The organism is Serratia marcescens (assembly GCF_029846115.1).
Taxonomy (GTDB): Bacteria; Pseudomonadota; Gammaproteobacteria; order Enterobacterales; family Enterobacteriaceae; genus Serratia; species Serratia marcescens_L.
In genome coordinates, this window is record NZ_JARVZZ010000001.1 from 3,134,239 (window position 1) to 3,159,967 (window position 25,729).

Annotated in this window: 22 protein-coding genes and 1 other RNA gene; 12 read left to right on the forward strand and 11 right to left on the reverse strand. The window is 59.5% G+C overall.

The window, feature by feature from the left end; translation table 11 throughout:
- Window positions 1-225 precede the first annotated feature (225 nt).
- The 11 genes from arnB to QDT79_RS14885 all read left to right on the forward strand — a co-directional run bounded on the left by arnB (window position 226) and on the right by QDT79_RS14885 (window position 12,278).
- Complete coding sequence (gene arnB, locus QDT79_RS14835; RefSeq protein ID WP_308316659.1) at window positions 226-1,380, forward strand: UDP-4-amino-4-deoxy-L-arabinose aminotransferase; 1,155 nt, start codon at window positions 226-228, stop codon at window positions 1,378-1,380.
- Window positions 1,367-2,347 (forward strand): undecaprenyl-phosphate 4-deoxy-4-formamido-L-arabinose transferase, encoded by a 981-nt coding sequence (arnC, locus tag QDT79_RS14840; protein WP_063989690.1) that lies wholly within the window; start codon window positions 1,367-1,369, stop codon window positions 2,345-2,347. Before arnB ends, arnC begins: the two co-directional genes overlap by 14 nt.
- Window positions 2,347-4,329, forward strand: coding sequence for a bifunctional UDP-4-amino-4-deoxy-L-arabinose formyltransferase/UDP-glucuronic acid oxidase ArnA (gene arnA / locus QDT79_RS14845; protein ID WP_063990339.1), 1,983 nt, complete (start codon window positions 2,347-2,349; stop codon window positions 4,327-4,329). The genes arnC and arnA overlap by 1 nt, the downstream gene beginning before the upstream one ends.
- Window positions 4,326-5,231 (forward strand): 4-deoxy-4-formamido-L-arabinose-phosphoundecaprenol deformylase, encoded by a 906-nt coding sequence (gene arnD, locus QDT79_RS14850; RefSeq protein WP_107226881.1) that lies wholly within the window; start codon window positions 4,326-4,328, stop codon window positions 5,229-5,231. The genes arnA and arnD overlap by 4 nt, the downstream gene beginning before the upstream one ends.
- A complete protein-coding gene (gene arnT / locus QDT79_RS14855; protein WP_149559644.1) occupies window positions 5,228-6,892 on the forward strand; it encodes a lipid IV(A) 4-amino-4-deoxy-L-arabinosyltransferase in 1,665 nt (554 codons plus the stop codon). Before arnD ends, arnT begins: the two co-directional genes overlap by 4 nt.
- Window positions 6,889-7,233, forward strand: coding sequence for a 4-amino-4-deoxy-L-arabinose-phosphoundecaprenol flippase subunit ArnE (arnE, locus tag QDT79_RS14860; RefSeq protein WP_033642887.1), 345 nt, complete (start codon window positions 6,889-6,891; stop codon window positions 7,231-7,233). Before arnT ends, arnE begins: the two co-directional genes overlap by 4 nt.
- A complete protein-coding gene (gene arnF, locus QDT79_RS14865; protein ID WP_130017981.1) occupies window positions 7,230-7,622 on the forward strand; it encodes a 4-amino-4-deoxy-L-arabinose-phosphoundecaprenol flippase subunit ArnF in 393 nt (130 codons plus the stop codon). Before arnE ends, arnF begins: the two co-directional genes overlap by 4 nt.
- Window positions 7,623-7,798: 176 nt before the next feature.
- Window positions 7,799-8,263, forward strand: a complete 465-nt coding sequence (locus tag QDT79_RS14870; protein ID WP_016927954.1) for an NlpC/P60 family protein — start codon at window positions 7,799-7,801, stop codon at window positions 8,261-8,263.
- A gap of 59 nt (window positions 8,264-8,322) precedes the next feature.
- Window positions 8,323-9,336: a lipoate--protein ligase gene (lplA, locus tag QDT79_RS14875; protein ID WP_063989694.1), complete on the forward strand. Its 1,014-nt coding sequence runs from the start codon at window positions 8,323-8,325 to the stop codon at window positions 9,334-9,336.
- A gap of 510 nt (window positions 9,337-9,846) precedes the next feature.
- Window positions 9,847-10,578, forward strand: coding sequence for an EAL domain-containing protein (locus tag QDT79_RS14880; RefSeq protein WP_063989695.1), 732 nt, complete (start codon window positions 9,847-9,849; stop codon window positions 10,576-10,578).
- A 257-nt stretch (window positions 10,579-10,835) separates the two neighbouring features.
- Window positions 10,836-12,278, forward strand: coding sequence for a protein adenylyltransferase SelO (locus QDT79_RS14885; RefSeq protein ID WP_130017983.1), 1,443 nt, complete (start codon window positions 10,836-10,838; stop codon window positions 12,276-12,278).
- 34 nt (window positions 12,279-12,312) lie between these two features.
- Here QDT79_RS14885 and QDT79_RS14890 read toward each other — a convergent pair whose 3' ends face one another.
- From QDT79_RS14890 to ppsR, 9 genes are all read right to left on the reverse strand, one after another.
- A complete protein-coding gene (locus QDT79_RS14890; RefSeq protein ID WP_063989697.1) occupies window positions 12,313-13,098 on the reverse strand; it encodes a heme ABC transporter ATP-binding protein in 786 nt (261 codons plus the stop codon).
- Window positions 13,091-14,095: a FecCD family ABC transporter permease gene (locus QDT79_RS14895; RefSeq protein WP_033638351.1), complete on the reverse strand. Its 1,005-nt coding sequence runs from the start codon at window positions 14,093-14,095 to the stop codon at window positions 13,091-13,093. The genes QDT79_RS14890 and QDT79_RS14895 overlap by 8 nt, the downstream gene beginning before the upstream one ends.
- A complete protein-coding gene (locus tag QDT79_RS14900) occupies window positions 14,095-14,925 on the reverse strand; it encodes a heme/hemin ABC transporter substrate-binding protein (RefSeq protein WP_063989698.1) in 831 nt (276 codons plus the stop codon). The genes QDT79_RS14895 and QDT79_RS14900 overlap by 1 nt, the downstream gene beginning before the upstream one ends.
- The gene (locus QDT79_RS14905; RefSeq protein ID WP_308316660.1) at window positions 14,922-15,959 is read right to left on the reverse strand and encodes a hemin-degrading factor; all 1,038 of its coding nucleotides are present in this window, start codon (window positions 15,957-15,959) and stop codon (window positions 14,922-14,924) included. Before QDT79_RS14905 ends, QDT79_RS14900 begins: the two co-directional genes overlap by 4 nt.
- A 66-nt stretch (window positions 15,960-16,025) precedes the next feature.
- Window positions 16,026-18,107 (reverse strand): TonB-dependent hemoglobin/transferrin/lactoferrin family receptor, encoded by a 2,082-nt coding sequence (locus tag QDT79_RS14910; protein WP_308316661.1) that lies wholly within the window; start codon window positions 18,105-18,107, stop codon window positions 16,026-16,028.
- Window positions 18,108-18,201: 94 nt separating this feature from the next.
- Window positions 18,202-18,384, reverse strand: coding sequence for a hemin uptake protein HemP (hemP, locus tag QDT79_RS14915; RefSeq protein WP_016927944.1), 183 nt, complete (start codon window positions 18,382-18,384; stop codon window positions 18,202-18,204).
- A gap of 171 nt (window positions 18,385-18,555) precedes the next feature.
- Window positions 18,556-19,041, reverse strand: a complete 486-nt coding sequence (locus QDT79_RS14920; RefSeq protein WP_063989700.1) for a glutathione peroxidase — start codon at window positions 19,039-19,041, stop codon at window positions 18,556-18,558.
- A 105-nt stretch (window positions 19,042-19,146) separates the two neighbouring features.
- Window positions 19,147-20,193 carry a 3-deoxy-7-phosphoheptulonate synthase gene (locus QDT79_RS14925; RefSeq protein WP_063989701.1) on the reverse strand — a complete coding sequence of 349 codons (1,047 nt, stop codon included), beginning with the start codon at window positions 20,191-20,193 and terminating at the stop codon, window positions 19,147-19,149.
- A 207-nt stretch (window positions 20,194-20,400) separates the two neighbouring features.
- On the reverse strand, window positions 20,401-21,261 hold the full coding sequence (gene ppsR / locus QDT79_RS14930; RefSeq protein WP_049239973.1) for a posphoenolpyruvate synthetase regulatory kinase/phosphorylase PpsR: 861 nt from the start codon (window positions 21,259-21,261) through the stop codon (window positions 20,401-20,403).
- 459 nt (window positions 21,262-21,720) lie between these two features.
- On the opposite strand from ppsR, the gene ppsA reads away from it, so the two are divergent.
- Window positions 21,721-24,099 (forward strand): phosphoenolpyruvate synthase, encoded by a 2,379-nt coding sequence (ppsA, locus tag QDT79_RS14935; RefSeq protein WP_107226875.1) that lies wholly within the window; start codon window positions 21,721-21,723, stop codon window positions 24,097-24,099.
- A gap of 110 nt (window positions 24,100-24,209) precedes the next feature.
- Here the strand turns inward: ppsA and rprA are convergent.
- Window positions 24,210-24,321: antisense sRNA RprA (rprA, locus tag QDT79_RS14940), an RNA gene on the reverse strand.
- A gap of 256 nt (window positions 24,322-24,577) precedes the next feature.
- Complete coding sequence (ydiK, locus tag QDT79_RS14945; protein WP_308316662.1) at window positions 24,578-25,678, reverse strand: AI-2E family transporter YdiK; 1,101 nt, start codon at window positions 25,676-25,678, stop codon at window positions 24,578-24,580.
- Window positions 25,679-25,729: the final 51 nt, after the last annotated feature.

Here is a 25,729-nt window from a genome sequence, read left to right on the forward strand (position 1 = left end):
TAAATATAACTATTTGATTTTAATAATAAATTTAAATTAATGATGACGGCGCCTACCTATCAGTTCTCCTACTGATGACAAGTCTCGTCTTAAGGTTTAGTTAAGCTTGCCGCCTTACATTGTTAGTTAATCCACGGAAATGATTCTTCTCTGGCGTTTAATATTCGTTAAACGAAAGGGATTTACAGTGTCATCAAAAGCAGCTCGATACGTTTGGGGTTAACTATGGATCAATTTTTGCCTTTCTCTCGTCCGGCCATCGGCGATGAAGAAATCGCCGCGGTAGAGAAAGTGTTGCGCTCCGGTTGGATCACCACCGGGCCGCAAAACCAGCAACTGGAAAGTAACTTCTGTTCCACCTTCGGCTGCAAGCACGCCATCGCCGTCAGTTCCGCCACCGCGGGCATGCACATCACGTTGATGGCGCTCGGCATCGGCCCCGGCGATGAAGTCATCACCCCTTCGCAAACCTGGGTCTCCACCCTCAACATGATCGAGCTGCTGGGCGCCACGCCGGTGATGATCGACGTTGACCGTGATACGCTGATGGTCAGCGCCGCCGATGTCGAGGCTGCTATCACCCCGAATACCAAAGCGATTGTTCCGGTGCATTACGCCGGTGCTCCCCTGCAGATGGATGCGCTGCGCGCCGTGGCCGAAAGCCATGGTCTGCCTTTGATCGAAGACGCCGCCCACGCGGTCGGCACGCGCTACAACGGCAAATGGGTCGGCGCACGCGGCACGGCGATTTTCTCTTTCCATGCGATTAAAAACGTGACCTGCGCCGAAGGCGGCCTGATCGCCACCGACGACGATGCGCTGGCGGATCGCCTGCGTTGCCTGAAGTTCCACGGCCTGGCCGTCGATGCCTTCGATCGCCAGCAGCTTGGCCGCAAACCGCAGGCTGAAGTAGTGGAGCCGGGTTACAAGTACAACCTGTCCGACATTCACGCTGCGATCGCCGTGGTGCAGCTGTCGCGCTTCGCTGAGCTGAACGCGCGCCGTAAGGCACTGGCACAGCGCTACCTGAACGCGTTGGAAGGCTCGCCGTTCCAACCGTTGGGCGTGCCGGATTACCCGCATGACCACGCCTGGCACCTGTTTATGGTCCGTGTCGATCCTGAGCGCTGCGGCATCGATCGCGACCAGCTGATGGAGCGCCTGAAAGAAGTTGGCGTCGGCACCGGGTTGCATTTCCGCGCCGCGCACACCCAGAAATTCTATCGTGAGCGTTATCCGCAGCTTTCTTTGCCGAATACCGAATGGAACTCGGCGCGGCTGTGCACCTTACCGCTATTCCCTGACATGACCGACGCCGACGTGGATCGCGTGGTCAATGCCTTGTCTTCTGTTGTGGAGTCTTTACGTGTCTCGCGTTGAACCGATTAAAAAAGTGTCGGTAGTTATCCCGGTATACAACGAGCAGGAAAGCCTGCCGGCGTTGCTGGAGCGGACTACTGCCGCCTGTAAGCAGTTATCTCAACCTTATGAAATCATCCTCGTCGACGATGGCAGCAGCGACAACTCCGCCGACATGCTGACCGCGGCGGCGGAAAAGCCGGGCAGCCACGTGATCGCCGTCTTGCTGAACCGCAACTATGGCCAGCATTCGGCCATTATGGCCGGTTTCAATCAGGTGACCGGCGATCTGGTGATTACGCTGGACGCCGATCTGCAGAACCCGCCGGAGGAGATCCCACGGTTGGTCAGCGTCGCGGAAGAGGGTTATGACGTGGTGGGCACCGTGCGCGCCAACCGTCAGGATTCCTGGTTCCGCAAAAGTGCCTCGCGCGTGATCAACATGATGATTCAACGCGCCACCGGCAAGTCGATGGGGGACTACGGCTGCATGCTGCGCGCCTACCGTCGTCATATCGTTGAAGCGATGCTGCACTGTCATGAGCGCAGCACCTTTATCCCGATTCTGGCGAACACCTTCGCCCGTCGCACGACTGAGATCGACGTGCGTCACGCCGAGCGCGAGTTTGGCGACTCCAAGTACAGTCTGATGAAGCTGATCAACCTGATGTACGACTTGATCACCTGCCTGACCACCACGCCGCTGCGTTTGCTCAGCGTGGTCGGCAGCATCGTGGCGCTGTCCGGGTTTGTGCTGGCACTGGTGCTGATTGCGCTACGTCTGCTGCTCGGCCCTGAATGGGCCGCCGGCGGCGTGTTCACCCTTTTTGCCGTCCTGTTCACCTTTATCGGCGCCCAGTTTGTCGGCATGGGGCTACTGGGTGAATACATCGGCCGCATCTATACCGACGTGCGTGCGCGTCCTCGCTATTTTGTTCAGAAAGTGGTCGGTGCACAGCAGGACCACAATACTCAGGAAGAAGAATGATGAAAGCTATTGTATTTGCTTACCATGATATTGGCTGCGCAGGTCTGAAAGCGCTGACTGAGGCGGGTTATGACGTGCAGGCCGTATTCACGCACACCGACGACCCTGGTGAGAACAACTTCTTCTCCTCCGTGGCCCGTTTGGGCGCCGAATTGGATCTGCCGGTCTATGCGCCGGAAGACGTAAATCACCCGCTGTGGGTTGACCGCATCCGCGCACTGCAGCCGGACGTGATCTTCTCGTTCTACTACCGTCACATGCTGAGCGACGAGATCCTGTCGCTGGCGCCGCAGGGCGGTTTCAACCTGCACGGTTCGCTGCTTCCGCACTACCGTGGCCGCGCCCCGGTGAACTGGGCGCTGGTGAACGGCGAAACCGAAACCGGCGCCACGCTGCACAAGATGGTGAAACGCCCGGACGCCGGCGACATCGTGGGTCAGCAGAAAGTGACCATCGCAGACAACGACACCGCGCTGACGCTGCACAAAAAAGTGCTGGAAGCCGCGCAGGTCGTGTTGAAAGAGCAGCTGCCGAAGCTGAAAAACGGCACCGCCACCTTCACCAAGCAAGATGAGTCTCAGGCCAGCTACTTCGGTCGCCGCACCCCGGCGGACGGCGAGATCCTGTGGCACAAATCCGCCAAAGAGATCAACAACCTGGTGCGCGCCGTCACCGAGCCGTACCCGGGTGCCTTCAGCTACCTCGGCCAGCGCAAGCTGATCGTCTGGCGCTCTCGCGTGCTGGATACCCAACACGATAAGCAGCCGGGCACCGTACTGAGCACCTCGCCGCTGGTTATCGCCTGCGGCGAAGGCGCGCTGGAGATCGTTGCCGGTCAGAACGACAGCGGCCTGTACGTGCAGGGCAGCCGCTTGGCGCAGGAAATGGGCATCGTCACCGACGTGCGTCTGGCCGCCAAGCCGAATGCCGTGATGAAGCGCCGCACCCGCGTGCTGATCCTCGGGGTCAACGGCTTCATCGGCAACCACCTGACCGAACGCCTGCTGCGCGACGATCGCTACGACATCTACGGCCTGGATATTGGTTCCGACGCCATCAGCCGCTTCCTCGATAACCCGCGTTTCCACTTCGTGGAAGGTGACATCAGCATCCACTCCGAGTGGATCGAGTATCACATCAAGAAATGCGATGTGGTGCTGCCGCTGGTGGCGATCGCGACGCCGATCGAATACACCCGTAACCCGCTGCGCGTGTTCGAGCTGGACTTCGAAGAGAACCTGAAGATCGTTCGCGACTGCGTGAAATACAACAAGCGCATCATCTTCCCGTCCACTTCCGAAGTGTACGGCATGTGCGACGACAAAGAGTTCGACGAAGACCATTCGCGCCTGATCGTCGGGCCAATCAACAAACAGCGCTGGATCTACTCGGTCTCCAAACAGCTGCTGGATCGGGTGATCTGGGCTTACGGCGCCAAAGAAGGCCTGAAGTTCACGCTGTTCCGTCCGTTCAACTGGATGGGGCCGCGCCTGGATAACCTGGACGCTGCGCGTATCGGCTCTTCCCGTGCCATCACCCAGCTGATCCTCAACCTGGTGGAAGGCTCGCCGATCAAACTGATGGACGGCGGCGCGCAGAAACGTTGCTTCACCGACATCAACGACGGCATCGAAGCGCTGTTCCGCATCATCGAGAACCGCGACGGCCTGTGCGATGGCCAGATCGTCAACATCGGCAACCCGACCAACGAAGCGAGCATTCGCGAGCTGGCGGAAATGCTGCTGGAAAGCTTCAACAACCACCCGTTGCGCGACCGCTTCCCGCCGTTTGCCGGTTTCAAGGACGTGGAGAGCAGCAGCTACTACGGTAAAGGTTACCAGGACGTTGAGCACCGCACGCCGAGCATCAAGAACGCTCACCGCCTGCTGGGCTGGCAGCCGACCATCGAGATGAAGCAAACCGTCGCCGATACGCTGGACTACTTCCTGCGCACTACCGTTCAGGAAGGGAACGGTGCATGAAGAAAGTCGGTCTGCGGGTTGATGTAGATACCTTCAGCGGCACCCGTGAAGGGGTGCCGCAGTTGCTGGACCTGTTCGAAAAGTACGACATTCAGGCCAGCTTCTTCTTCAGCGTGGGGCCGGACAACATGGGGCGCCATCTTTGGCGCCTTTTGCGTCCGAAATTTCTGTGGAAAATGCTGCGTTCGAACGCCGCTTCGCTGTACGGCCTGGATATTCTGCTGGCCGGCACCGCCTGGCCGGGGCGCAATATTTCACGGGCGTTGGGGCCGCTGATGAAGCGCACCGCCGAAGCCGGCCATGAAGTCGGGCTGCACGCCTGGGATCACCAGGGGTGGCAGGCCAAGGTCGGCAAGTGGAGCGACGCCCAGCTGACCGAACAGGTACAGCTGGGCGTCGACGCCCTGAGCGCCAGCACCGGCCAGCCGGTGAAATGCTCCGCCGTGGCGGGCTGGCGTGCCGATACGCGCGTGCTGGAGGTCAAGCAACGCTTCGGCTTCCATTACAACAGCGATTGCCGCGGCACCCATCCGTTCCGTCCGGTGCTGAGCGACGGGCGTCACGGCACGGTGCAGATCCCGGTGACGTTGCCGACCTTCGACGAAGTGATTGGTAGCGAAGTCAGTATGGCCGACTTCAACGACTACATTCTGCGCGCCATCGAGAACGATCGCGGCGTGCCGGTGTACACCATTCACACCGAAGTGGAAGGCATGTCGCAGGCGGCGATGTTCGAACAGTTATTGCAACGCGCACAGCGGCAGGGCATCGAATTCTGTCCGCTGAGCGCGCTGTTACCGCAAGATTTGGCGTCACTGCCGTTGGGCCGCATCAAGCGCGCTCCTTTCCCCGGTCGCGAAGGTTGGCTGGGCTGTCAAACCGATGTGAAGGACGTTACATGAAGGCGCTAAAAGGATCCTGGGCCATTCTGCTGGCCGTTTTTTTTGCTCTGGTTTACCTGATCCCGCTTAACGGCCGCCTGCTGTGGCAGCCGGATGAGACGCGTTATGCCGAGATCAGCCGTGAAATGCTGCAGCGCGGCGATTGGGTTGTGCCGCACCTGCTGGGGCTGCGCTACTTCGAAAAGCCGGTGGCGGGTTACTGGTTCAATAACATCAGCCAGTGGCTGTTCGGCGAAAACAACTTTGCGGTGCGCTTCGGCTCGGTGTTCAGCACCGGCATGACCGCACTGCTGGTGTTTGCGCTGGCGATGCTGATGTGGCGCAATGCGCGCCGCGCCAGCCTGGCGGCGCTGATATTCCTGTCGATGGTGCTGGTGTTCAGCATCGGCACCTACAGCGTGCTGGATCCGATGATCTCGCTGTGGCTGGCGGCGGCGATGGTCAGCTACTACCTGACGCTGAAAGCCACCTCGGTCAAAGGCAAGCTGGGCGCCTACGCGCTGCTGGGCCTGGCCTGCGGCATGGGCTTTATGACCAAGGGCTTCCTGGCGCTGGCGGTGCCGGTGATCGCGGTGATCCCGATCGTCATTCAGCAACGCCGCATCAAGGATCTGCTGTGCTATGGCCCGGTGGCGATCGTGACCGCTACGCTGCTCAGCCTGCCGTGGGCGCTGGCGATCGCGCAACGAGAACCCGACTTCTGGAATTATTTCTTCTGGGTCGAGCATATTCAGCGTTTCGCCGAAGATAATGCCCAGCACAAGGAACCGTTCTGGTATTACCTGCCGGTCCTGCTGGCGGCGGTGCTGCCGTGGCTGGCGCTGCTGCCCGGTGCGCTGCTTAAAGGTTGGCGCGAACGCGTGCAGCGCCCGGAGCTGTTCTTCCTGCTGAGCTGGGCGCTGATGCCGCTGATCTTCTTCAGCATCGCCAAAGGCAAGCTACCGACTTACATTCTGCCGTGCATGGCGCCGTTGGCGCTGCTGATGACCGCCTATGCGGAAGATTACGCGGCCACGCTGCGCGCTCGGCTGTTCAAGGCCAACGCCTGGCTGAACGGCCTGTTCGGTCTGATCGGCATCGTGGCGCTGGTGGTGTTGAGCTCCGGTCTGCTGCCGAAAGCGCATTTGTTTACTCCGCAGGAGTGGCCGAAGGTGGTGCTCGGCCTGATCGCCTTCGGCGGCTGGCTGCTGTTCGCACTGGTTTCCGTGCGCGATAACGGCCGCCAATGGCGCTGGGCGGCGGCTTGTCCGGTGCTGCTGTGCCTGGTGATCGGTTACGCCATCCCGCAACAGGTGACCGATTCCAAGCTGCCGCAAAACTTCGCCCGCGCCACGATGGCCGAACTGAGCGACAGCCGCTATGTGTTGAGCGACAGCGTCGGGCTCGCGGCCGGCCTGGCCTGGGAGCTGAAGCGCAGCGACGTGCTGATGTACAGCCAGAAAGGCGAGGTGGCCTATGGTCTGGAGTATCCGGACGCCAAGGGCCACCTGATCAGCGACGCCGACTTCCCGCAGTGGCTGGCGCAGGCACGCAAGCAGGGGAACGTGTCGCTGGTGCTGCAGCTGTCCCGTGGCGAAGCGCTGCCGCAGGAACTACCTGCCGCAGACAAGGTGGATCGCATGAACCGCCTGGTGCTGATGTGGTATAAACAGCAACCATGATCGGTTTTCTGTTGGTGATAGTGGTCAGCCTGCTCACCTGTGGTGGGCAGCTGTGCCAGAAACAGGCGGCGCACTGTTGGGAACGGGCGGACGAGGCGCGGCTGAAACAGACGCTGCGCTGGCTGGCGCTGGCGGTGCTGCTGCTGGGGCTGGGCATGGCGGTGTGGCTCAATGTGCTGCAACGCCTGCCGCTCAGCCTGGCTTACCCGATGCTCAGCCTGAACTTCGTGATGGTGACGCTGGCGGCGCGCTGGCTGTTTCATGAGCCGACGACCGCTCGCCACTGGTGCGGCGTGGCGTCGATTATGCTGGGGATCCTGCTGATGAGCGTGCATTCATGAAGGGCTATGCCTGGGGCGCCGCCAGCGTCCTGTTGGTGACGCTGGCGCAGTTGCTGATGAAGTGGGGCATGGTGCAGATCCCGCTGATGTCGTTCGCCGATGTCTCGTTGGCGTTGATAGGCAATGACTGGCTACCGCTGCTGGCGGTGGGCGGCGGCATCTTTGGCTATGCGCTGTCGATGCTGTGTTGGTTCTTTGCGCTGCGCCACCTGCCTTTAAACCGCGCTTATCCTCTGCTGAGCGTCAGCTACGCGCTGGTCTATCTGGCGGCGGTGATCCTGCCGTGGTTTAACGAGTCCGCTACGCTGCTGAAAACGTTGGGCACGCTGTTTATTCTGTTCGGCGTGTGGCTGATTAACAGCAAATCCGAGACAAAATCGCCGGAATAGGGTCAAAACCGGCGATCCTGCTATTATCTCCCTCATGGCGCTTGCCTTTTTCCCCGTGCGGGAGATAAATTAACGCAAAATAGCGCTCTCCTTACGTGGTGTCGGCTTTGCCTCGCAGGCGGTGTGGTGGTGTACCGGATGGCATAATGCGGCAACGTGTTCAATGAAGGGATATTATGCGGATGCGTGTGTGGTTTTTATTAGCCAGTTTGATCCTCGCCGGTTGCAGCAGCCATGCGCCGCCGCCCAGCGGCCGCCTGGCGGATTCTATCGTGGTGGTGGCCCAACTAAATGAACAACTGCGCCAGTGGTACGGCACGCCATACCGTTACGGCGGCCTGGATCGCGGCGGTGTAGATTGCTCCGGCTTTGTTTACCGCACGTTCCGCGATCGCTTCGACATGCAACTGCCGCGTTCGACCGAAGAACAAACCTCACTGGGCACCAAGGTATCGCGCGATGAGCTGATGCCGGGCGATCTGGTGTTTTTCAAAACCGGCGGCGGTGAGAACGGCCTGCACGTCGGCATTTACGACACCAACGACCAATTTATCCACGCGTCGACCAGCCGCGGGGTGATCCGCTCCTCGCTCGATAACGTCTATTGGAAGCGGGTGTACTGGCAGGCGCGACGCATTTAGCCTTAACCCGTTGATTTGGTGTATCATGGCGGCATCTCGTGTTTTGAACGGTGCCTGCCATGAACAGCCTGCGTTTACTGATCTCCGACTCCTACGATCCCTGGTTCAACCTGGCGGTGGAAGAGTGCATCTTCCGCGAAATGACCACGCAAAAAATTCTCTTCCTGTGGCGCAATGCCGAAACGGTGGTGATTGGCCAGTCGCAGAACCCCTGGAAAGAGTGCAATACCCGGCGCATGGAGCAGGACGGCATTCGGCTGGCGCGGCGCAGCAGCGGCGGCGGGGCGGTATTTCACGACCTGGGCAATACCTGCTTCACCTTTATGGCCGGCAAACCGGGTTACGACAAAAGCGTCTCGACCGACATCATTCTGCAGGCGCTGCGCCAGCTGGGCGTGACGGCCGGCGCGTCGGGGCGCAACGATCTGGTGATGGAAACCGCCGACGGGCCGCGCAAAATATCCGGTTCGGCCTATCGAGAAACGCAGGATCGCGGCTTCCATCACGGCACGCTGCTGCTGAACGCCGATCTGGAACGGTTGGCGGACTACCTCAATCCGGATCCCAAAAAGCTGCAGGCCAAGGGGATTACCTCAGTGCGTTCGCGCGTCGCCAATCTGGCGGAGTTTTTGCCGGGCATCAGCCATGAACAGGTATGCGATGCCATCGTGCAGGCCTTCTTCGCCCACTATGGCGAGACGGCCGAGCCGGAGATCATTTCGCCGGACGTGTTCCCCGATCTGCCCGATTTTGCCGCGCAGTTTGCCAAACAGAGCAGTTGGGAATGGAATTTTGGCAAGGCGCCGGCGTTCAGCCACTTGCTTAACGAGCGTTTCGTCTGGGGCGGCGTAGACCTGTTCTTCGATGTGGAGAAGGGGGCGATTGTTCGCGCGCAGGTGTTCACCGACAGCCTTAATCCCGCTCCGCTGCAGCGGTTGGCGGACATGCTGGTGGGCTGCGCGTACCGCAGTGAGCCCGTCGCCGCCTGCTGTGACCGACTGATGGAAGAGTATCCTCAGCAGGCGGCCGAATTAGCCGAGTTGCGGCAATGGCTGAGCGAAACGATCCGTTAGCGGAGGCCTGGTGATGAAGGGATGAGCGTGCTCATCCCTTTTTTTATCACTGAAATCGGCGTTTAGCAGGGGCGTAGCGCAGATTTTCTGAAAATCAAGATGGGCACTTTTTTACGTTTTCAATGCCGAGAATAACGGGCGGAATTGATGCGTTATTAAATTTAATCAGTCGTCGTTAACGGCGGGAAAAATCGGCGTTAAGAAGGAAAGATTATTTTACTTTATTTAAGATTTTTCTTAAATAAAACAAAGGAGATAAGTCAAATTTAGCGGCCAATCCATTCCACTTAAGCCAAATACCTTTTCACATAACGCGTTTGGCGGCCGCTATGGCATAAGTCAGGCTGCTTTTCTTTGCGCCTTTCACGATTGTCGTATAGCTTTAATCTATCAATTAAATGATATTTCATGGGTATTTACATTGATATTTCCGATTAATCCCAGAGGGATTGATCGATAAAATATATTGATATACGATGATACGCTAGCCATTCATCCTGTGGCATTAAAATGAACATCCAACTCGAAGCTGACTTTATTAGTAGCTATGTTTTTCAACCTGTTTACTCAATGGAGGGCGGGCTGCTGGCGGTGGAAATGTTGAGCCGTTTCAACAGTCTCGATGGTGATTTGGCCATGCCGGCCGAAATTGGGATTAATTTATTGACGCCTGAACAAAGGATTGAGTTATTTAATGAGCAATTGAAACTTGCGGAGCAGCATGCGGCTTGGTTTACCGGTAACAACGTGCAGTTGACCATCAATATCGAAGAAACCATCGTTGAGCTTATTCTTTCCGATTCGGCGTTGTGCCAACGGATCGGGCAATATCCTTTTATTGCATTTGAAATGAGTGAGAGTTTTCCGAATCTTTCGGCCGGGAAGAACAACCCGAGCGTGCGGCGATTAAGCGAAATGTTTACGCTGTGGCTCGATGATTTCGGTTCCGGTAAGGCTACGTTGACCGCGCTGTACGATGGTTTGTTTGACTACGTAAAGATAGACAAGCGTTTTTACTGGCAGCTGTTTACCCATCAGGGGTATGACGTGGTCATAGACTCGTTGTTAAAGAATATCAACCTGTTATGTAAAGGCGTGATCGTCGGAGGAATAGAGAAAAAAGAGTACTTTAATAAACTCAGATACGCCGGTGTTTTAGGCCTGCAAGGTTTTTTATGGCCCAGCGTTGGTGTGGATAATCTGCAAGCTTTGCTGACGATGCCCAGCGAGTTCAATAATTAAGAAGTGATATAAAAAACTACACACAATGAGGTAAATAATGCGCGGGGTGAGGTTACCGTGATTCCGTCGCCGTTATTCGCCATCGTTTTATGCTGATAACTGCGTTTGTCAGCCGACGTTAAACCGCGTTTCCACCGCCAGGCGGAAACGCCAAACTCCCTGCATCCGTCCTGACGACAGGCGGATGCGTTCTCCCTGCATTCCTTCGGTGTTAATCCGCCCGTGCACGCTCTACACTACGCTGAAACGGAGGGCCTATGCCGCAATTCGATAACGCTTACTACCAACAATTACCCGGTTTCTACACCGCCTTGAACCCGACGCCGCTCAAGGATGCGCGCCTGCTGTACCACAGCGAGCCGCTGGCGCGCGAACTGGGGCTGGACGAAAGCTGGTTTACCGAGGATAAGACCCCGATTTGGGCGGGAGAAACGCTGCTGCCGGGCATGCAGCCGCTGGCACAAGTGTACAGTGGCCATCAGTTTGGCGTGTGGGCAGGGCAACTGGGCGATGGCCGCGGCATTTTACTGGGCGAACAGGTCATGGCGGATGGCAGCCACCGCGATTGGCACCTGAAGGGCGCCGGGCTGACGCCATATTCACGCATGGGGGATGGCCGCGCGGTGCTGCGTTCGGTGATCCGCGAGTTTCTGGCCTCCGAGGCGCTGCACCATCTGGGGATCCCCACCACCCGAGCGTTGACCATCGTCACTAGCCAACAACCGGTATATCGCGAGCAGCCGGAGCGCGGCGCCATGCTGATGCGGGTGGCGGAAAGCCATGTGCGCTTCGGCCACTTCGAACACTTTTATTACCGTAAACAGCCGGAGCAGGTGCGGCAGCTGGCGGATTTCGTCATCGCCCGTCACTGGCCGCAACTGCAGGATCAGACCGAGCGCTACCTGTTGTGGTTTACCGACGTGGTCGAACGCACGGCGCGCCTGATCGCCCATTGGCAAACCGTCGGTTTCGCCCACGGCGTGATGAACACCGACAACATGTCGATTCTCGGTGTGACCATCGATTACGGCCCTTATGGCTTCCTTGACGACTACCAGCCCGGCTATATCTGCAACCACTCCGACCATCAGGGGCGTTACGCCTTTGACAATCAGCCGGCGGTGGCGCTGTGGAACCTGCATCGCCTGGCACAAACCCTGTCTGGGCTGATGACCACCGAACAGCTGCAGCAGGCGCTGGCGGCGTATGAGCCGGCGCTGATGCGCGCCTACGGCGAACAGATGCGCGCCAAACTCGGCTTCTTCACGCCGACGGCGCAGGATAATGACGTGCTCACCGGTCTGTTGAGCCTGATGGCGCAGGAAGGGCGGGACTATACCCGCACGTTCCGCCTGTTGAGCGAAACCGAACAGCAACAGGCGCAGTCGCCGCTGCGCGACGAGTTTATCGACCGCGCGGCGTTCGACGCCTGGTATCAGCAGTATCGTCAGCGTTTGCAGCAGGAGCAGGTGAGCGATGCGGAGCGGCAACGGGCGATGAAGGCGGTGAACCCGCGGCTGATCCTGCGCAACTATCTGGCGCAGCAGGCGATTGAGGACGCGGAGAAAGACGACGTGGGCCGTTTGCAGCGGTTGCATCAGGCCCTGCTGCGGCCGTTCGACGAAGCGCCGGAGTATGACGATCTCGCCGCGCTGCCGCCGGACTGGGGCAAACATCTGGAGATTTCCTGCTCCAGCTGAGATGAAAAAAGGGCGCTTAATGGCGCCCTTGACGTTATTGCCGCAGGTAGACCTGCGGCAGCGACACTTCGGGATGATGCACCACGCCGAGATCGGCCTGATACCAGCGGGTGAGGATCTCCGTTTGCAACACGTCCTGCGGCGTGCCGCTCGCCACCAGGCGCCCCTGATGCAGCAGCAGGATCCTATCGGCGTACAGCGCGGCCAGATTGAGGTCGTGCAACACGCAGCAGACGCCCAGCGGCTGTTGGCGCGTCAGCGAGCGCAGCAGGCGCAGCGTATGCTGCTGGTGATACAGATCCAGCGCCGAGGTCGGTTCATCGAGGAACAGCCAGGCGGGAGACGGTTGCGGTTGCCACAGCTGCGCCAACACCCGCGCCAGCTGCACCCGCTGCTGTTCGCCGCCGGACAGTTGGCGGTAGTCGCGCTGCGCCAGCGCCAGGCAGTCGGTTTGCGCCATCACCTGTTGGATTGCCTGATGCTCGTCGCGTTTGCCGTGCGGCGATCGCCCCATGCTGACCACTTCTTCCACGCTGAAAGGAAACGCCAGATCGCTGTATTGACGCATCACGGCCCGGACTTTGGCCAACTGCTGCGGCGCCCAGTGTTCCAGCGGGCGGTCCAGCAGCCGACATTCGCCGCAGTCCGGCGTTAAATAGCCGGTCAGCAATCGCAGCAGCGTCGATTTTCCGGCGCCGTTAGGGCCGATAATCGCCACCATTTCACCGCCGGCAAGGCTGAGCGAAACGTCGTTGATCAACCGGCGCGTACCGAGGCTGTAACGCAGCTCCCGGGCTGTCAGGCAGGCGGCGTTATCCACCGGCTCGCTCCCGCTGGCGCATCACCAGCCACAAGAAATAGGGACCGCCGATCAGGCTGGTCATCAACCCCACCGGCATTTCGGCCGGCGCCACCAGCGTGCGCGCCAGCGTATCGCTGACCAGCAACAGGCAGGCGCCGCCCAGCGCGGAGCAGGGCAGCAGCCAGCGGTGATCGCCGCCGAGACGCATGCGCACCAGATGTGGCACCACCAGACCGACGAAGCCGATCACGCCACTCATCGCTACCGCCGCACCGATCAGCAGGGCACTCAGCAACAGCAGCTGCAGTTTGGCGCGCTGGACGTTAACCCCGAGGTAGTGGGCCTCTTCGTCCCCCAGCTGCAACAGGTTCAGCCGTCGCGCCTGCAGCAGCGTCAGCAGCGCCGCAGGCAGGATCAGCGAGGCGGAAACCGCCAGCGTCGGCCACTGCGACTGACTGAGGCTGCCCATCATCCACAGCGAGAACTGGCGCAGCTGTTGATCGCTGCTGACGTAGGAGAGCACGCCGATGGCCGCCATGCACAGGGCGTTGATGGCGATGCCCGCCAGCAGCAGCCGCGACAGATTGCCGTGCCCGCTGCGGCTGATGCCGTAGATCAATAGCGACACCAGCAGGCTGCCGAGGAACGCCGCCAGCATATGGCCGTACAGCGCGATCGTCACCGGCAACGCCAGCGGCATCACGATGAACAGCGCGACAAACAGCGCGCCGCCGCTGCTGATGCCCAGCAGGCTCGGATCCGCCAGCGGGTTGCGGAACAGCCCCTGCATCACGGCGCCGGACACCGCCAGCGCGCAGCCGATCACCACCGCCAGCAGCACGCGCGGCAGGCGGATGTTCAACCAGATGTGCCAGGCGGCGTCGCTGAAAGGTTCGCGCCACAGGGTGCGAAACGACAGCGTCAGCGCGCCCAGGTTGGCGGCGACCAGCGCCAGCAGCGTCAGCAGCACCAGCAGACCGATGATGGCCAACTGAGGCGAGGTGCGACAGCGCATTACTTTTGCTCCGCCGCGTGGCGCAGTTTGGCCAGCGCCGCCGGCGTTTCCAGACCGAAGCCCAGCAGCGCCATATCATCGACGATCAGCACGCGGCGCTGCTTGCCCGCCGGCGTCAACGCCAGGCCCGGCAGCGTCCACAGCTGCTGTTCGCCGCCGAGGGTGCGTACGCCGTCGGTGGTGACCAGCAACAGATCCGGCGCGCTGGCGATGACGCCTTCCTGCGACAGCGGGCGGTAGCGGTCAAAGCCCTGCATGGCGTTTTTCAGGCCGGCGGCGGCGATCACTGCGTCGGCGGCGGTGTGTTGGCCGGCGGCCATCGGCGTAATGCCGCCGTGGCTCATCACGAACAACACCTTGACCGGCAGCGGGGAGGTATCGACCGCCGCCAGCTGTTGTTGATAGCGTTCGCTCAGCTGTTTGCCTTGCTCAACGCGTTGCAACGCGGCGGCGATCGTAGCGATTTTCTGCGGCACCGCCTGCAGGGTGGTGTCACCCGGCACGCTGACCACGTTGACGCCGCTGTCCGCCAGCTGTTTGAGCACCAGCGCCGGTTGTGCCAGCTCGGTCGTCAGCACCAGCGTCGGCTTCAGCGCCAAAATGCCTTCGGCATTCAGCTGGCGCATATAGCCGACGTCCGGCAGCTTTTTCACCGCTTCCGGATGCAGACTGGTGCTGTCGCGGGCGATCACCTCGTCGCCGGCGCCGAGCGCGAAGGCGATTTCCGTCACGTCGCCGCCGATCGAGACGATGCGCTGCGCCGCCGCCGCGGTGAGCGGCAGCGCCAGCGACATCATCAACGCCAGGCGGCGGATCAAGGAAGATTTCATGCGGCGATGTCCTTGGCGGCGAGCGCGGCAACCTGCTCGCGCCACTGGGTTTGTTCCGGCTGGCCTTCGGTACGCTGGCCATACAGCTGCGCGATCTGCGTGCCGTCGGCGGCGAACAGCTCCAGGCTGGTGACGATGCCGTCCTTGGTCGGTTTGCGGGTGATCCAGCTTTCGGCGATGGCGTCTTCGATCAGGTGCAGCGTGAAGCGACGGTTGAACACGTTGATCCAGCCTTCCTGCGGCATCAAACGTTCGATCTGACCGGTGAAGATCTGCACGCAACCGCGGTTGCCGACGAAGATCATGATCTCGTTTTGCTGCTGCTGCGCCGCTTCCAGCAGCTGTGACAGCGCGCTGTTGTCCACCTGGTAGGCCAGATCGTCGCCGACGGCGCGGAACGCCTGCTGGCGGGTCAGCTTGTTGCGGCTCAGCAGCTGGAAGAACTGGTGAACGTCGGTCATCGCGCGCCACTCACCGTCGATTTTGGCATGATCCTGCTTCGTTTCATCCGCGGTGCTCGCCTCGGCGGGCTGCAGCGCCAGCGCCGGGTTTTCTTCGCTCAGGTGGCGCTCCACCAGTGCCATCCAGGCCGGCAGGTCGGTTTCTTCGGTGGTGTAGACCTTGTGCAGCGCATCGCCCTGTTGGTCGAAGAACTGGATGCTGTGGCGCACGCCACGCTTGTTGGTTTCGCTCATGGCGAAAACGCTGGTCCAGTGGTTTAGGAACAGGCGCAGATCCAGCTCGCGCGGGTTGAGGATCAACCCGGCATGGCCGTTGAGGTGCTGGTTGCGGTAGCGGCCCATCTGCTCATGCACCGCATAGCTGTTGCGGGTGATGGACTTGGTGACGCCGACCTGCTCAAGCTCGGTCAGCAGGGTGCGCGCGTCGGCCTGCAGGCGGCGGGTGTCGTGGCCGACGCGGGCGTGCGTCAGCTCCGCTTCGCTGACGCCGAGGATCGCCGCCAGATCGCGGGCGTATTTGCCGGGGTGATCGATTTTAGCCTGTTGGTAGCGTTCGTATAGGGTATTGCTCATGCGGGGTTCTCCTGCGCTGTAATGCGAACGGCGGACAACCGGGTTGTCCGCCAGATAGTCAAATGATTACCACTGGTAGCTGACCAGCAGTTTGGCGTTGCGGCCATCCTGCGGGACGCCCTGCGGCGAGTAATATTCTTTGTCGAAGGCGTTGCCCAGCACCACGGTGGTGGTCATGCCCTGCAGCCGATCGCGGCCCTTGTAGCTCAGATAGAAGTCGTTGACGCCATAGCCGGCTTGTTCGGCCGTGCCGGTCTCTACGCGCGTCGCGCGTTCGGTAAAGGTGGCGACCCAGCCGGCAGACAGACCGGTTTCGCCCAGCGGCACGTCCAGCGAGCTGGTGACGGTGTCTGGATTGATGCTGCTTAACCAGTCACCGGTCGTTTCATTTTTGCCACGGGTACGGTTATAAGCCAAATCCCAGCCGAACCATGGTGTTTTATAGCTGAGCGTAGCGTCCCATCCCCAGATTTTGGCGCGATCGATATTGGTCGAGAATGTGGTGCAACTGATGCAATAAGGACCCCGCGGACCGCGACCCAGTTCCATCGTGACATCGGTGGTGATGTAGTCCTTGGCTTTGGTATCGAAATAGCTGGCTTTGAACTGCAGGCTATCATCGGCCAGCATCAAATCATCGAAACGCAGACCAAACCCGTACTCTTGGGTTTCGTTGGTTTCCGGTTTCAAATTCGGGTTAGGCACCCAATAGTTGGTGATGGTGGTTGGTCCCATTGGAATTGAGAAGTGCTTGGCGTCGTTGTACATCTCACCCATCGTCGGCGCGCGGAACGCCTGAGAATAGGAGCCGAACAGCATCAGCCAGTCGGTAGGCGTAATACTGACCGCACCGCGAGAGGACCATTTGTCCGCATCCACATCGGCATAGCCGTCGCTTGAGCCTTTGTAATTGTCATACCGGGTGCCGGCGAGCAGAGTGACAGGCAGATCGCGCAGCGTGATTTCATCCTGCAGCCAGCCTGAAGCGAAATTGATTTTTGCTTGTGGGAAACTTTCGGTAGCGCCGCCCGGTGTTTGTTCCTGTTTGTAGGCCTCGGTGCCGTAGGTCAGTAGGTGCGAGGCGAAAGTATCCGCAAACAGGCGCGTTCGGTTTTCGAGTTTGGCGCCTTTCGTGGTTTGTTTGCGTGCTTCATCTTCACTGCCATTGGCGTGAGCGTTAATTTTCACGTCTGAATAATACACTTTCGCTTCCGCATCCAGCCAATCTTGGCCGGCTGGTTTCAGTTTGTAACTCAGTGCCGCGTCGCGTTGAATCGTCGAACGATCGGTCATTAAGTTTCCACTGGAGCTGGCTGGCGTTTGCGGGTTTTTCGGCTCCTGCGCGTTGTTATTGTAGTAACGAAGATTGCCACTCAGCGACTGATTGTCGTCGATTTTCCAGGTGCCTTTGGCCAGCACGTTGCTGATGGTTTCGTCGTTTGGCGCATCGAAGCCGTTGCCCTGACGCAGATTGCCGACGTCGCGGGTGCCGAAAGACAGCAGGCCGTCGAGGTTATCGGTCTTGCCATAGGCGCTGGCGCCCATGCCCAGGCTGTGATCGCCGCTGGCGGCGGTGCCGTAGACGCGGAACCCGCGATCGTGGCCCGGCAGCAGCAGATCGGCGGCATCGACGGTCTCATAAGACACTACACCACCCAACGCGCCGCTCCCGTACAGCAACGCGGAGGGGCCGCGCACGACTTCAATGCGTTTCACTAACGCAGGATCCAAAAATGTGCCGTTAATATGGCCGGTATCGGTCCCCTGGCGGATGCCGTCGACCAGCGTCAGCACGCCGCGTCGGTCGTAACCGCGCATCATGAGATCCTGCCCATTGCTGCGCCCGGAACCCGTGACGGTAATGCCCGGCACGCGGCGCAGCATATCGGCGGCGGTGCCTGCAGTTTGGCTTTCCGGCGAGTTGCCTTCGATGACCGTGACCATCATCGGCGCTTCAAAGCTGCTGCGCTGGTTGCCGGTGGCGACCACGGTCATGGTCTCGTCGGCGGCTTTGGCTTTTTTAGCCGGCGCCGCGTTGGAAGAGGATGTTGTGCTGGTGTTTTGTGCCAAGGCCACCGTAGGCAGAGCGCAGGCAATCGCCAGACTCAAAGCGGAAAAACGCAGCCGGGTGGAAAATGTCAGAGGCATGGTGCAACTCTCCGTATGTAATAAAACATATCAATAGATTTGCTGGCTGCCTGGATCAAAAGATCGGGGTGGCTGGCGTTTGAGGGTTCTGTGTTTATTTGGTCAGGATCAATTTCCCGGCTTTGGTCTGCCGCAGCTGATAGCGCTGGCCCTGATGGGTAATGAACGCGATGCCGTCGGCGCCGAGCAGCTGTGCGCTGTCGTAGCTGGGCGGCGCGTTTGCGCTGTGCTCGGTCGGGGCCGCGGCGGCGGGGGTAGGCGTGTTGGCAGTATCCATCATCATTGTGCTTATAAAACAGACCATTAAATGGTAATTAATATCAAACTGAGAATCATTATCATGTGAAGGAAAGGTTACATCAAGGAAAATTTTCTTACCGATGGAACCTTTTTGTCGAACGGACATCCGGCGGCGGGCCGAGCGCACTCGGCCCGTAAAAAAGGGGCGTTACTTCAGCAGGGTTTCGATGCGGTCAAACAGACGTTCGGGTTTGGTGATCGGCGCAAAGCGCGTGACGCGCTGGCCGTCGGCGGTGAGCAGGAACTTGGTGAAATTCCATTTGATGCGGCGGCTGCCCAGAATGCCGGGTGCCAGGTGTTTCAGCTCATTGAATAGCGGGTGTGCGCCGGGGCCATTAACGTCTATCTTGCTGAACAGCGGGAAACTGACGCCGTAGTTGAGGCTGCAAAAGTTGGCGATCTCCAGCGGGCTGCCCGGCTCCTGAGAACCGAACTGGTTGCAGGGGAAGCCGAGCACCACTAGGCCGCGTTCGCGATAGTATTGCCACAAATTTTCCAGTCCGCGGTACTGCGGGGTAAAGCCGCACTTGCTGGCGGTGTTGACCACCAGATAAGCGCGCGCTGGGAAATCGCCCAGCGTTTTTTGCTCGCCCTGCAGCGTGACGCAGGGAATGGATAACAGAGAGTGAATCATGCCGGGGCTCCAGGTGCGTTTCGGCGGGTGTTAAAACGTTGCAATCAGTATAGATGAGCGGGGCGGGAGGGATAAAGCCGGGACGTGGCCCCGGCCTCTAGTGCGTCAGAAACGGCTATCGACCGCATCCGCCAGCATCGCCAGCAGCTGCTCACTGTCGGACCAACTCAGGCAAGGATCGGTGATCGACTGGCCATAGGTCAGCGGCTGGCCGGCGACGATTTTCTGCGTGCCTTCCACCAGGAAGCTTTCCGCCATCACGCCGGTGATGGCGGCGGAGCCAGCGCGGATCTGTTGGCAGACGTTGTCGGCCACTTCCAGCTGTCGGCGGTGCATCTTCTGGCAGTTGCCGTGGCTGAAGTCGATCACCAGGTGCTCCGGCAGATCGAACTCGCGCAGGCTGTCGCAAGCGGCGGCGATGTCGCTGGCGTGGTAGTTCGGCGTTTTGCCGCCGCGCATGATGATGTGGCCGTACGGGTTGCCGCTGGTCTGGTAGATGGTCATCTGGCCATGTTTGTCCGGAGACAGGAACATGTGCCCGGCGCGCGCCGCGCGAATGGCGTCGATGGCGATGCGGGTGTTGCCGTCGGTGCCGTTTTTGAATCCGACCGGGCAGGACAGCGCCGAGGCCATTTCACGGTGGATCTGGCTTTCGGTGGTGCGCGCGCCGATGGCGCCCCAGCTGATCAGATCGGCGATGTATTGGCCGACCACCATGTCCAGGAATTCGGTGGCGGTCGGCAGGCCGAGCTGGTTCACTTCCAGCAGCAGGCGGCGCGCCATTTCGATGCCGCGGTTGACCTGGAAGGTGCCGTCCAACGCTGGATCGGAGATCAGGCCTTTCCAGCCGACGACGGTACGCGGTTTTTCGAAATAGGTGCGCATCACGATCTCCAGGCGATCCTGGTAGCGTTCGCGCAGGGCGTTCAGCCGGCCGGCGTAATCGACGGCGGCGTCGAGATCGTGGATGGAGCAAGGGCCGATCACCACCAGCAGGCGGCGGTCTTCACCGGTGAGAATTTTTTCAATGCGTTTACGTGACGCTGTCACGTTATCGGCGATGGCCGCCGAGATCGGCAGCGTGTCCGCCAACGCTTGCGGCGTGACGAGGCTGTCGATGCGCGCGGTCCGCAGTTCATCTGTTTTGTACATGTTGTTCCCTGGAAACTGTTCTTCTCTGCGGCAGGAGTGCCGGGAAGTGATGGCGATCACAATAACGCAAAAAGCGCTGAATTCAACCGTAGAGATTGTGTTCTGTTGATCAAAGCCGCGAAAAAAAGCACAAAAAAATCAGCTGTTGCTGAAATAAACGGCAGGCGGCGGGGCACGGCGGCCCCGCGAGGAAAAGAGAGGAAAAGATCAGAACATGCGGCGGCTCATGCCGAGGATGTCGAGGATTTTGGTGGAGATTTCTTCGACCGAATAGTTGGTGGTATTAAGGTAGCGGATCTGATTTTTGCGGAACAGCGCCTCAACCTCGGCGATCTCCATGCGGCACTGGCGCAGTGAAGCGTAACGGCTGTTTTCACGCCGTTCTTCGCGGATCGCCGCCAGGCGCTCCGGATCGATGGTCAGGCCGAATAATTTATGCTGAAACGGTTTCAGCGAGGCTGGCAGGTGCAAATTGTCCATATCGTCGGCGATAAACGGGTAGTTGGCGGCGCGGATGCCAAACTGCATCGCCAAATAAAGGCTGGTGGGGGTTTTGCCGCAGCGCGACACGCCGAGCAGGATCACCTGCGCCTGATCGAGGTTGCGCAGTGAAATGCCGTCGTCATGCGCCAGGGTATAGTCGATGGCGGCAATGCGCGCGTCGTACTTGCCGAGGTTGCTGGCAGTCAGACCGTGGGTACGGTTCGGCACCGGCGTCGGCTCCACTTCCAGCTCACCCTGCAGCGGGCCGACCAGCGCCTGCACGATATCCTGACAGAAGCCCTGGCTCTGCACGATCACATCGCGCACTTCCGGCGAGATGATGGAGTAAAACACCAGCGGGCGCACGCCTGTTTCATTATAGATATCATCGATTTGTTGGCGTACTGCGCGAGCGCGCGCCTCGGTTTCGACAAATGGCAAGGTGTACGTGGTCGCCGTGACCGGGAACTGCGACAGCACCGCGTGCCCCAACACTTCGGCGGTGATCGCCGTACCATCCGAAATATAAAAAACGCTTCTTTCCACCCGAGGCTCCTTACCTGAAAACGGTGTTCCTGCTGTCATCACTGTCAATATCATGGGCCGCGGACGATCCGTCGGTAAAGGGGCGAGGGGAAAAATTGTGACGGCGAGGCGGTAAAGCGCGTTGCGGCGGCGCGTGAAGAAAAGCGCGTTTTGCCGGCGATAAAAATCGTGGCGCAGCGACGCTTTTCGAACCGAAACGCAAACTTGCCGCTATTTTCACCAAAAACGGTAGCGTTTGCGTGGTCATTGAAACAGAAGTTTAAAAAGAACGTAATTTGTTGAGAACTAAGCTTTTCGTGCGATTGGGAACGGTTCCCATGCAAATCAGCCGGTTAGGACATTCTCTTAAAAACCACTTTCTTCAGTGGGTTGATCGATTCACCTTTCCATTTTCCCCAGATCAGTGTGCTAGTCTGATTCGGTTCCGTGTTAGCGGCGCCGTAAAGCAAGCGAAGTAAATCCGTCTTTACCCTACTGATAGCAATAAGGATTGTCTCGATGTCCAACAATGGCCCAGACTTGCGTAATGTGCTTTGGTACAACCAGCTTGGCATGCACGACGTTGACCGTGTCGGCGGCAAAAACGCCTCCCTCGGTGAAATGATCACCAATCTTTCCGATTTGGGCGTGGCCGTGCCAAACGGTTTTGCCACCACCGCACAGGCGTTTAATGATTTCCTCGAACAAAGCGGTGTTAACCAGCGCATCTATCAGCTACTGGATCAGACCGACGTTGACGACGTTGCACAACTGGCCAAGGCCGGCGCTCAGATCCGCCAATGGGTGATCGACACGCCGTTCCACGCCGAGTTCGAACGTGAAATTCATCAGGCTTACCAACAGCTCGCCGACGGCGAACCGGAAGCCTCTTTTGCGGTGCGCTCCTCCGCCACGGCGGAAGACATGCCGGACGCGTCCTTTGCCGGCCAGCAGGAAACTTTCCTCAACGTGCAGGGCATCGATGCCGTGATGGTGGCGATCAAGCACGTGTTCGCGTCGTTGTTTAACGACCGCGCCATCTCTTATCGGGTGCACCAGGGTTACGACCACCGCGGCGTGGCGCTGTCGGCGGGCGTACAGCGCATGGTGCGCTCCGATCTGGCCTCCTCGGGCGTGATGTTCACCATCGACACCGAGTCCGGCTTTGATCAGGTGGTATTCATCACCTCCGCCTTCGGCCTGGGTGAAATGGTGGTGCAGGGCGCGGTGAACCCGGATGAGTTCTACGTGCACAAACCGACGCTGCAAAACGGCAAGCCGGCGATCGTGCGCCGTAACCTGGGCTCGAAAAAGATCCGCATGGTGTACGCACCGTCGCAGGATCACGGCAAGCAGGTGCGCATCGAAGACGTGCCGGAAGCGCAGCGCAGCCGTTTCTCGCTGACGGATGACGAAGTGCAGGCGCTGGCGCAGCAGGCGATCCTGATCGAAAAACATTACGGTCGCCCGATGGATATCGAGTGGGCGAAAGACGGCCATACCGGCAAGCTGCTGATCGTGCAGGCGCGCCCGGAAACCGTGCGCTCCAACGAGCAGACCATGGAGCGCTACCAGCTGAACGGCACCAGCCCGGTGCTGGTGGAAGGCCGCGCCATCGGCCACCGTATCGGCGCCGGTCCGGTGAAAGTGATCCACGACATCAGCGAAATGGATCGCATCCTGCCGGGCGACGTGCTGGTGACCGACATGACCGACCCGGATTGGGAACCGATCATGAAGAAAGCCGCCGCGATCGTCACCAACCGCGGCGGGCGCACCTGTCACGCGGCGATCATTGCCCGTGAGCTGGGCATTCCGGCGGTGGTGGGCTGCGGCCACGCCACCGACGTGCTGAAAGATGGCCAGAAAGTCACAGTCTCCTGCGCGGAAGGTGATACCGGCTTCGTTTACAGCGATATGCTGGACTTCAGCGTGCAGAGCTCCGAAGTGACCGAGCTGCCGGATCTACCGCTGAAGATCATGATGAACGTCGGCAACCCGGATCGCGCCTTCGACTTCGCACGCTTGCCGAACGAAGGCGTGGGCCTGGCGCGGCTGGAATTTATCATTAACCGCATGATCGGCGTGCACCCGCGCGCGCTGCTGGAGTTCGACCAGCAGACGCCGGCGCTGCAAAACGAAATTCGCGCGTTGATGCAGGGTTACGATCACCCGGTCGAGTTCTACGTCGGCCGTCTGACCGAGGGTATCGCGACACTGGGCGCCGCCTTCTGGCCGAAGCGCGTGATCGTGCGCCTGTCCGACTTTAAATCCAACGAGTACGCCAACCTGGTGGGCGGTGACAAGTATGAACCGCACGAAGAGAACCCGATGCTGGGCTTCCGCGGCGCCGGCCGTTACGTGGCCGACAGCTTCCGCGATTGCTTCGCGCTGGAGTGCGAGGCGGTGAAACGCGTGCGTAACGAAATGGGGCTGACCAACGTCGAAATCATGGTGCCGTTCGTGCGCACCGTGGCGCAGGCGGAAGCGGTGGTGGCCGAGCTGGCGCGTCAGGGGCTGAAGCGCGGCGAAAACGGGCTGAAAGTGATCATGATGTGCGAGATCCCGTCCAATGCGCTGTTGGCGGATCAGTTCCTCGAGCACTTCGACGGCTTCTCCATCGGCTCCAACGACATGACCCAGCTGGCATTGGGGCTGGATCGCGATTCCGGCGTGGTGTCGGAGCTGTTCGACGAACGCAACGAGGCGGTGAAAGCGCTGCTGTCGATGGCGATTCAGGCGGCCAAGCGCCACGGCAAATACGTCGGCATCTGCGGCCAGGGCCCATCCGACCACGAAGACTTCGCCGAGTGGCTGATGGAGCAGGGCATCGACAGCCTGTCGCTCAATCCGGACACCGTGGTGCAGACCTGGATCAATTTGTCGAAAAAGAAATAATGTCTCGTCCTCGCTGAGGCATTAACGTCGGGCCGCAGTTAACGCTGCGGCCTTTTTATTTCTGAATGTAAATAACGGCGCGTAAAATAATCAATTCGGCGAAAAAAGAATAAAAAAAAAGCCCACCGTAGGAGATGGGCAAAGACTACACACAGCAATTCACATGTATGGCATTACATTGTTCAGAAAGGTTGCTTTAAAATCAGTGAGTTGAAGCAATAGATGGCCATAATACTAGATTTTTGAACGCGACTAGTCATTAAGAATCATCCTAATCGATAGCGGCATCACATTTTATTTGCGGGAGTTATCTCTTTTTGCCGTTTGCAACAAACAGGGATTTACATTGCACCTTTCATTCGCTGTACCGTAATCAATATATGGCGGCATTATATTTGGCGGAGATATTACTCGAATGAGGTAGGAATAATGACCGGAGTGAAATGTTCCGCCCGGCGGTGTGGGCGGAAGAGGGGAATCAGCGTTTTTCCAGATCTTCGATGACTTGCTCCGGCGCGGTGGTCGGCTCTGGCGCTTCATCCATCCAGGCGGTCAGCAGGCGATAAGATACCGCCAATACCACCGGGCCGATGAACAGGCCAATCATGCCGAAGGCCAGCAAACCGCCGATAACGCCGGACAGGATCAGCAGCAGCGGCAGATCGGCGCCCATGCGGATCAGCACCGGGCGCAGCACGTTATCCAGTGTGGCTACCACGCAGCTCCAGACCAGCAGCACGGTGCCCCAGGTGGTGTCGCCGTGCCAGTACAGCCAGATGATGGCCGGCACCAGCACCAACAGCGGCCCCAATTGCGCCACGCAGCAGATAAAGATCAGCATCGTCAGCAGAGTGGCTGCCGGAATGCCGCTCACCGCCAGACCGATGCCGCCCAGCACCGACTGCACCAACGCCGTCACCACCACGCCCAGCGCGACGGCGCGGATCGCCTGGCCGCCCAGCAGCACCGCCGCATCGCCGCGTTTGGAGCCGAGGCGCACCGCAAAGTGACGGATACCCAGTGCCACCTGCTCGCCGCGCGCATACAACAAGGCGCTGAACAGTAGCATCAGCGCGCAGTGCAGCAGCAGACGGCCGATATGCGCCGCCTGCGCCACGAACCAGGTGGCGGTCTGGCCGAAGTACGGTTGCACCTTCGCCAGCAGTGCGGCGCCGCCGGCGTTAACCAGCGTGTGGTAGCTGGTATAGAGCCTGTCACCGATCATCGGCACGGACTGTAGCCAGGCGAGATCGGGAATATGCAGCTTGCCTGGCGAACTGGCCCAGGCGATCAGCGGCGCGCTGTTATCCACCACGCTGCTGATCAGCAGGGAAATCGGCAGAATGAACAGCAGGATCAGCAGCAGGGTCATGACCAACACCGCCAGCGAGCGGCGGCCCCACAGAAGTTTTTGCAATTTGAGCAGCAGCGGCCAAGTGGCGATCACCACCATGCCCGCCCAGGCGAAGCCGAGAATAAACGGTTGGATCACCCAAAAACAGGCGACGATCATGATGGCGATAAACAGCACGCCGAAAATAATTCGCGGTAAGTCGTAACGCGATTGCGGGTGTGGCATCAGTGGCTTCTCATCCTGGTCAATTAAATCCCTGGCACCGGCGAATCGGGT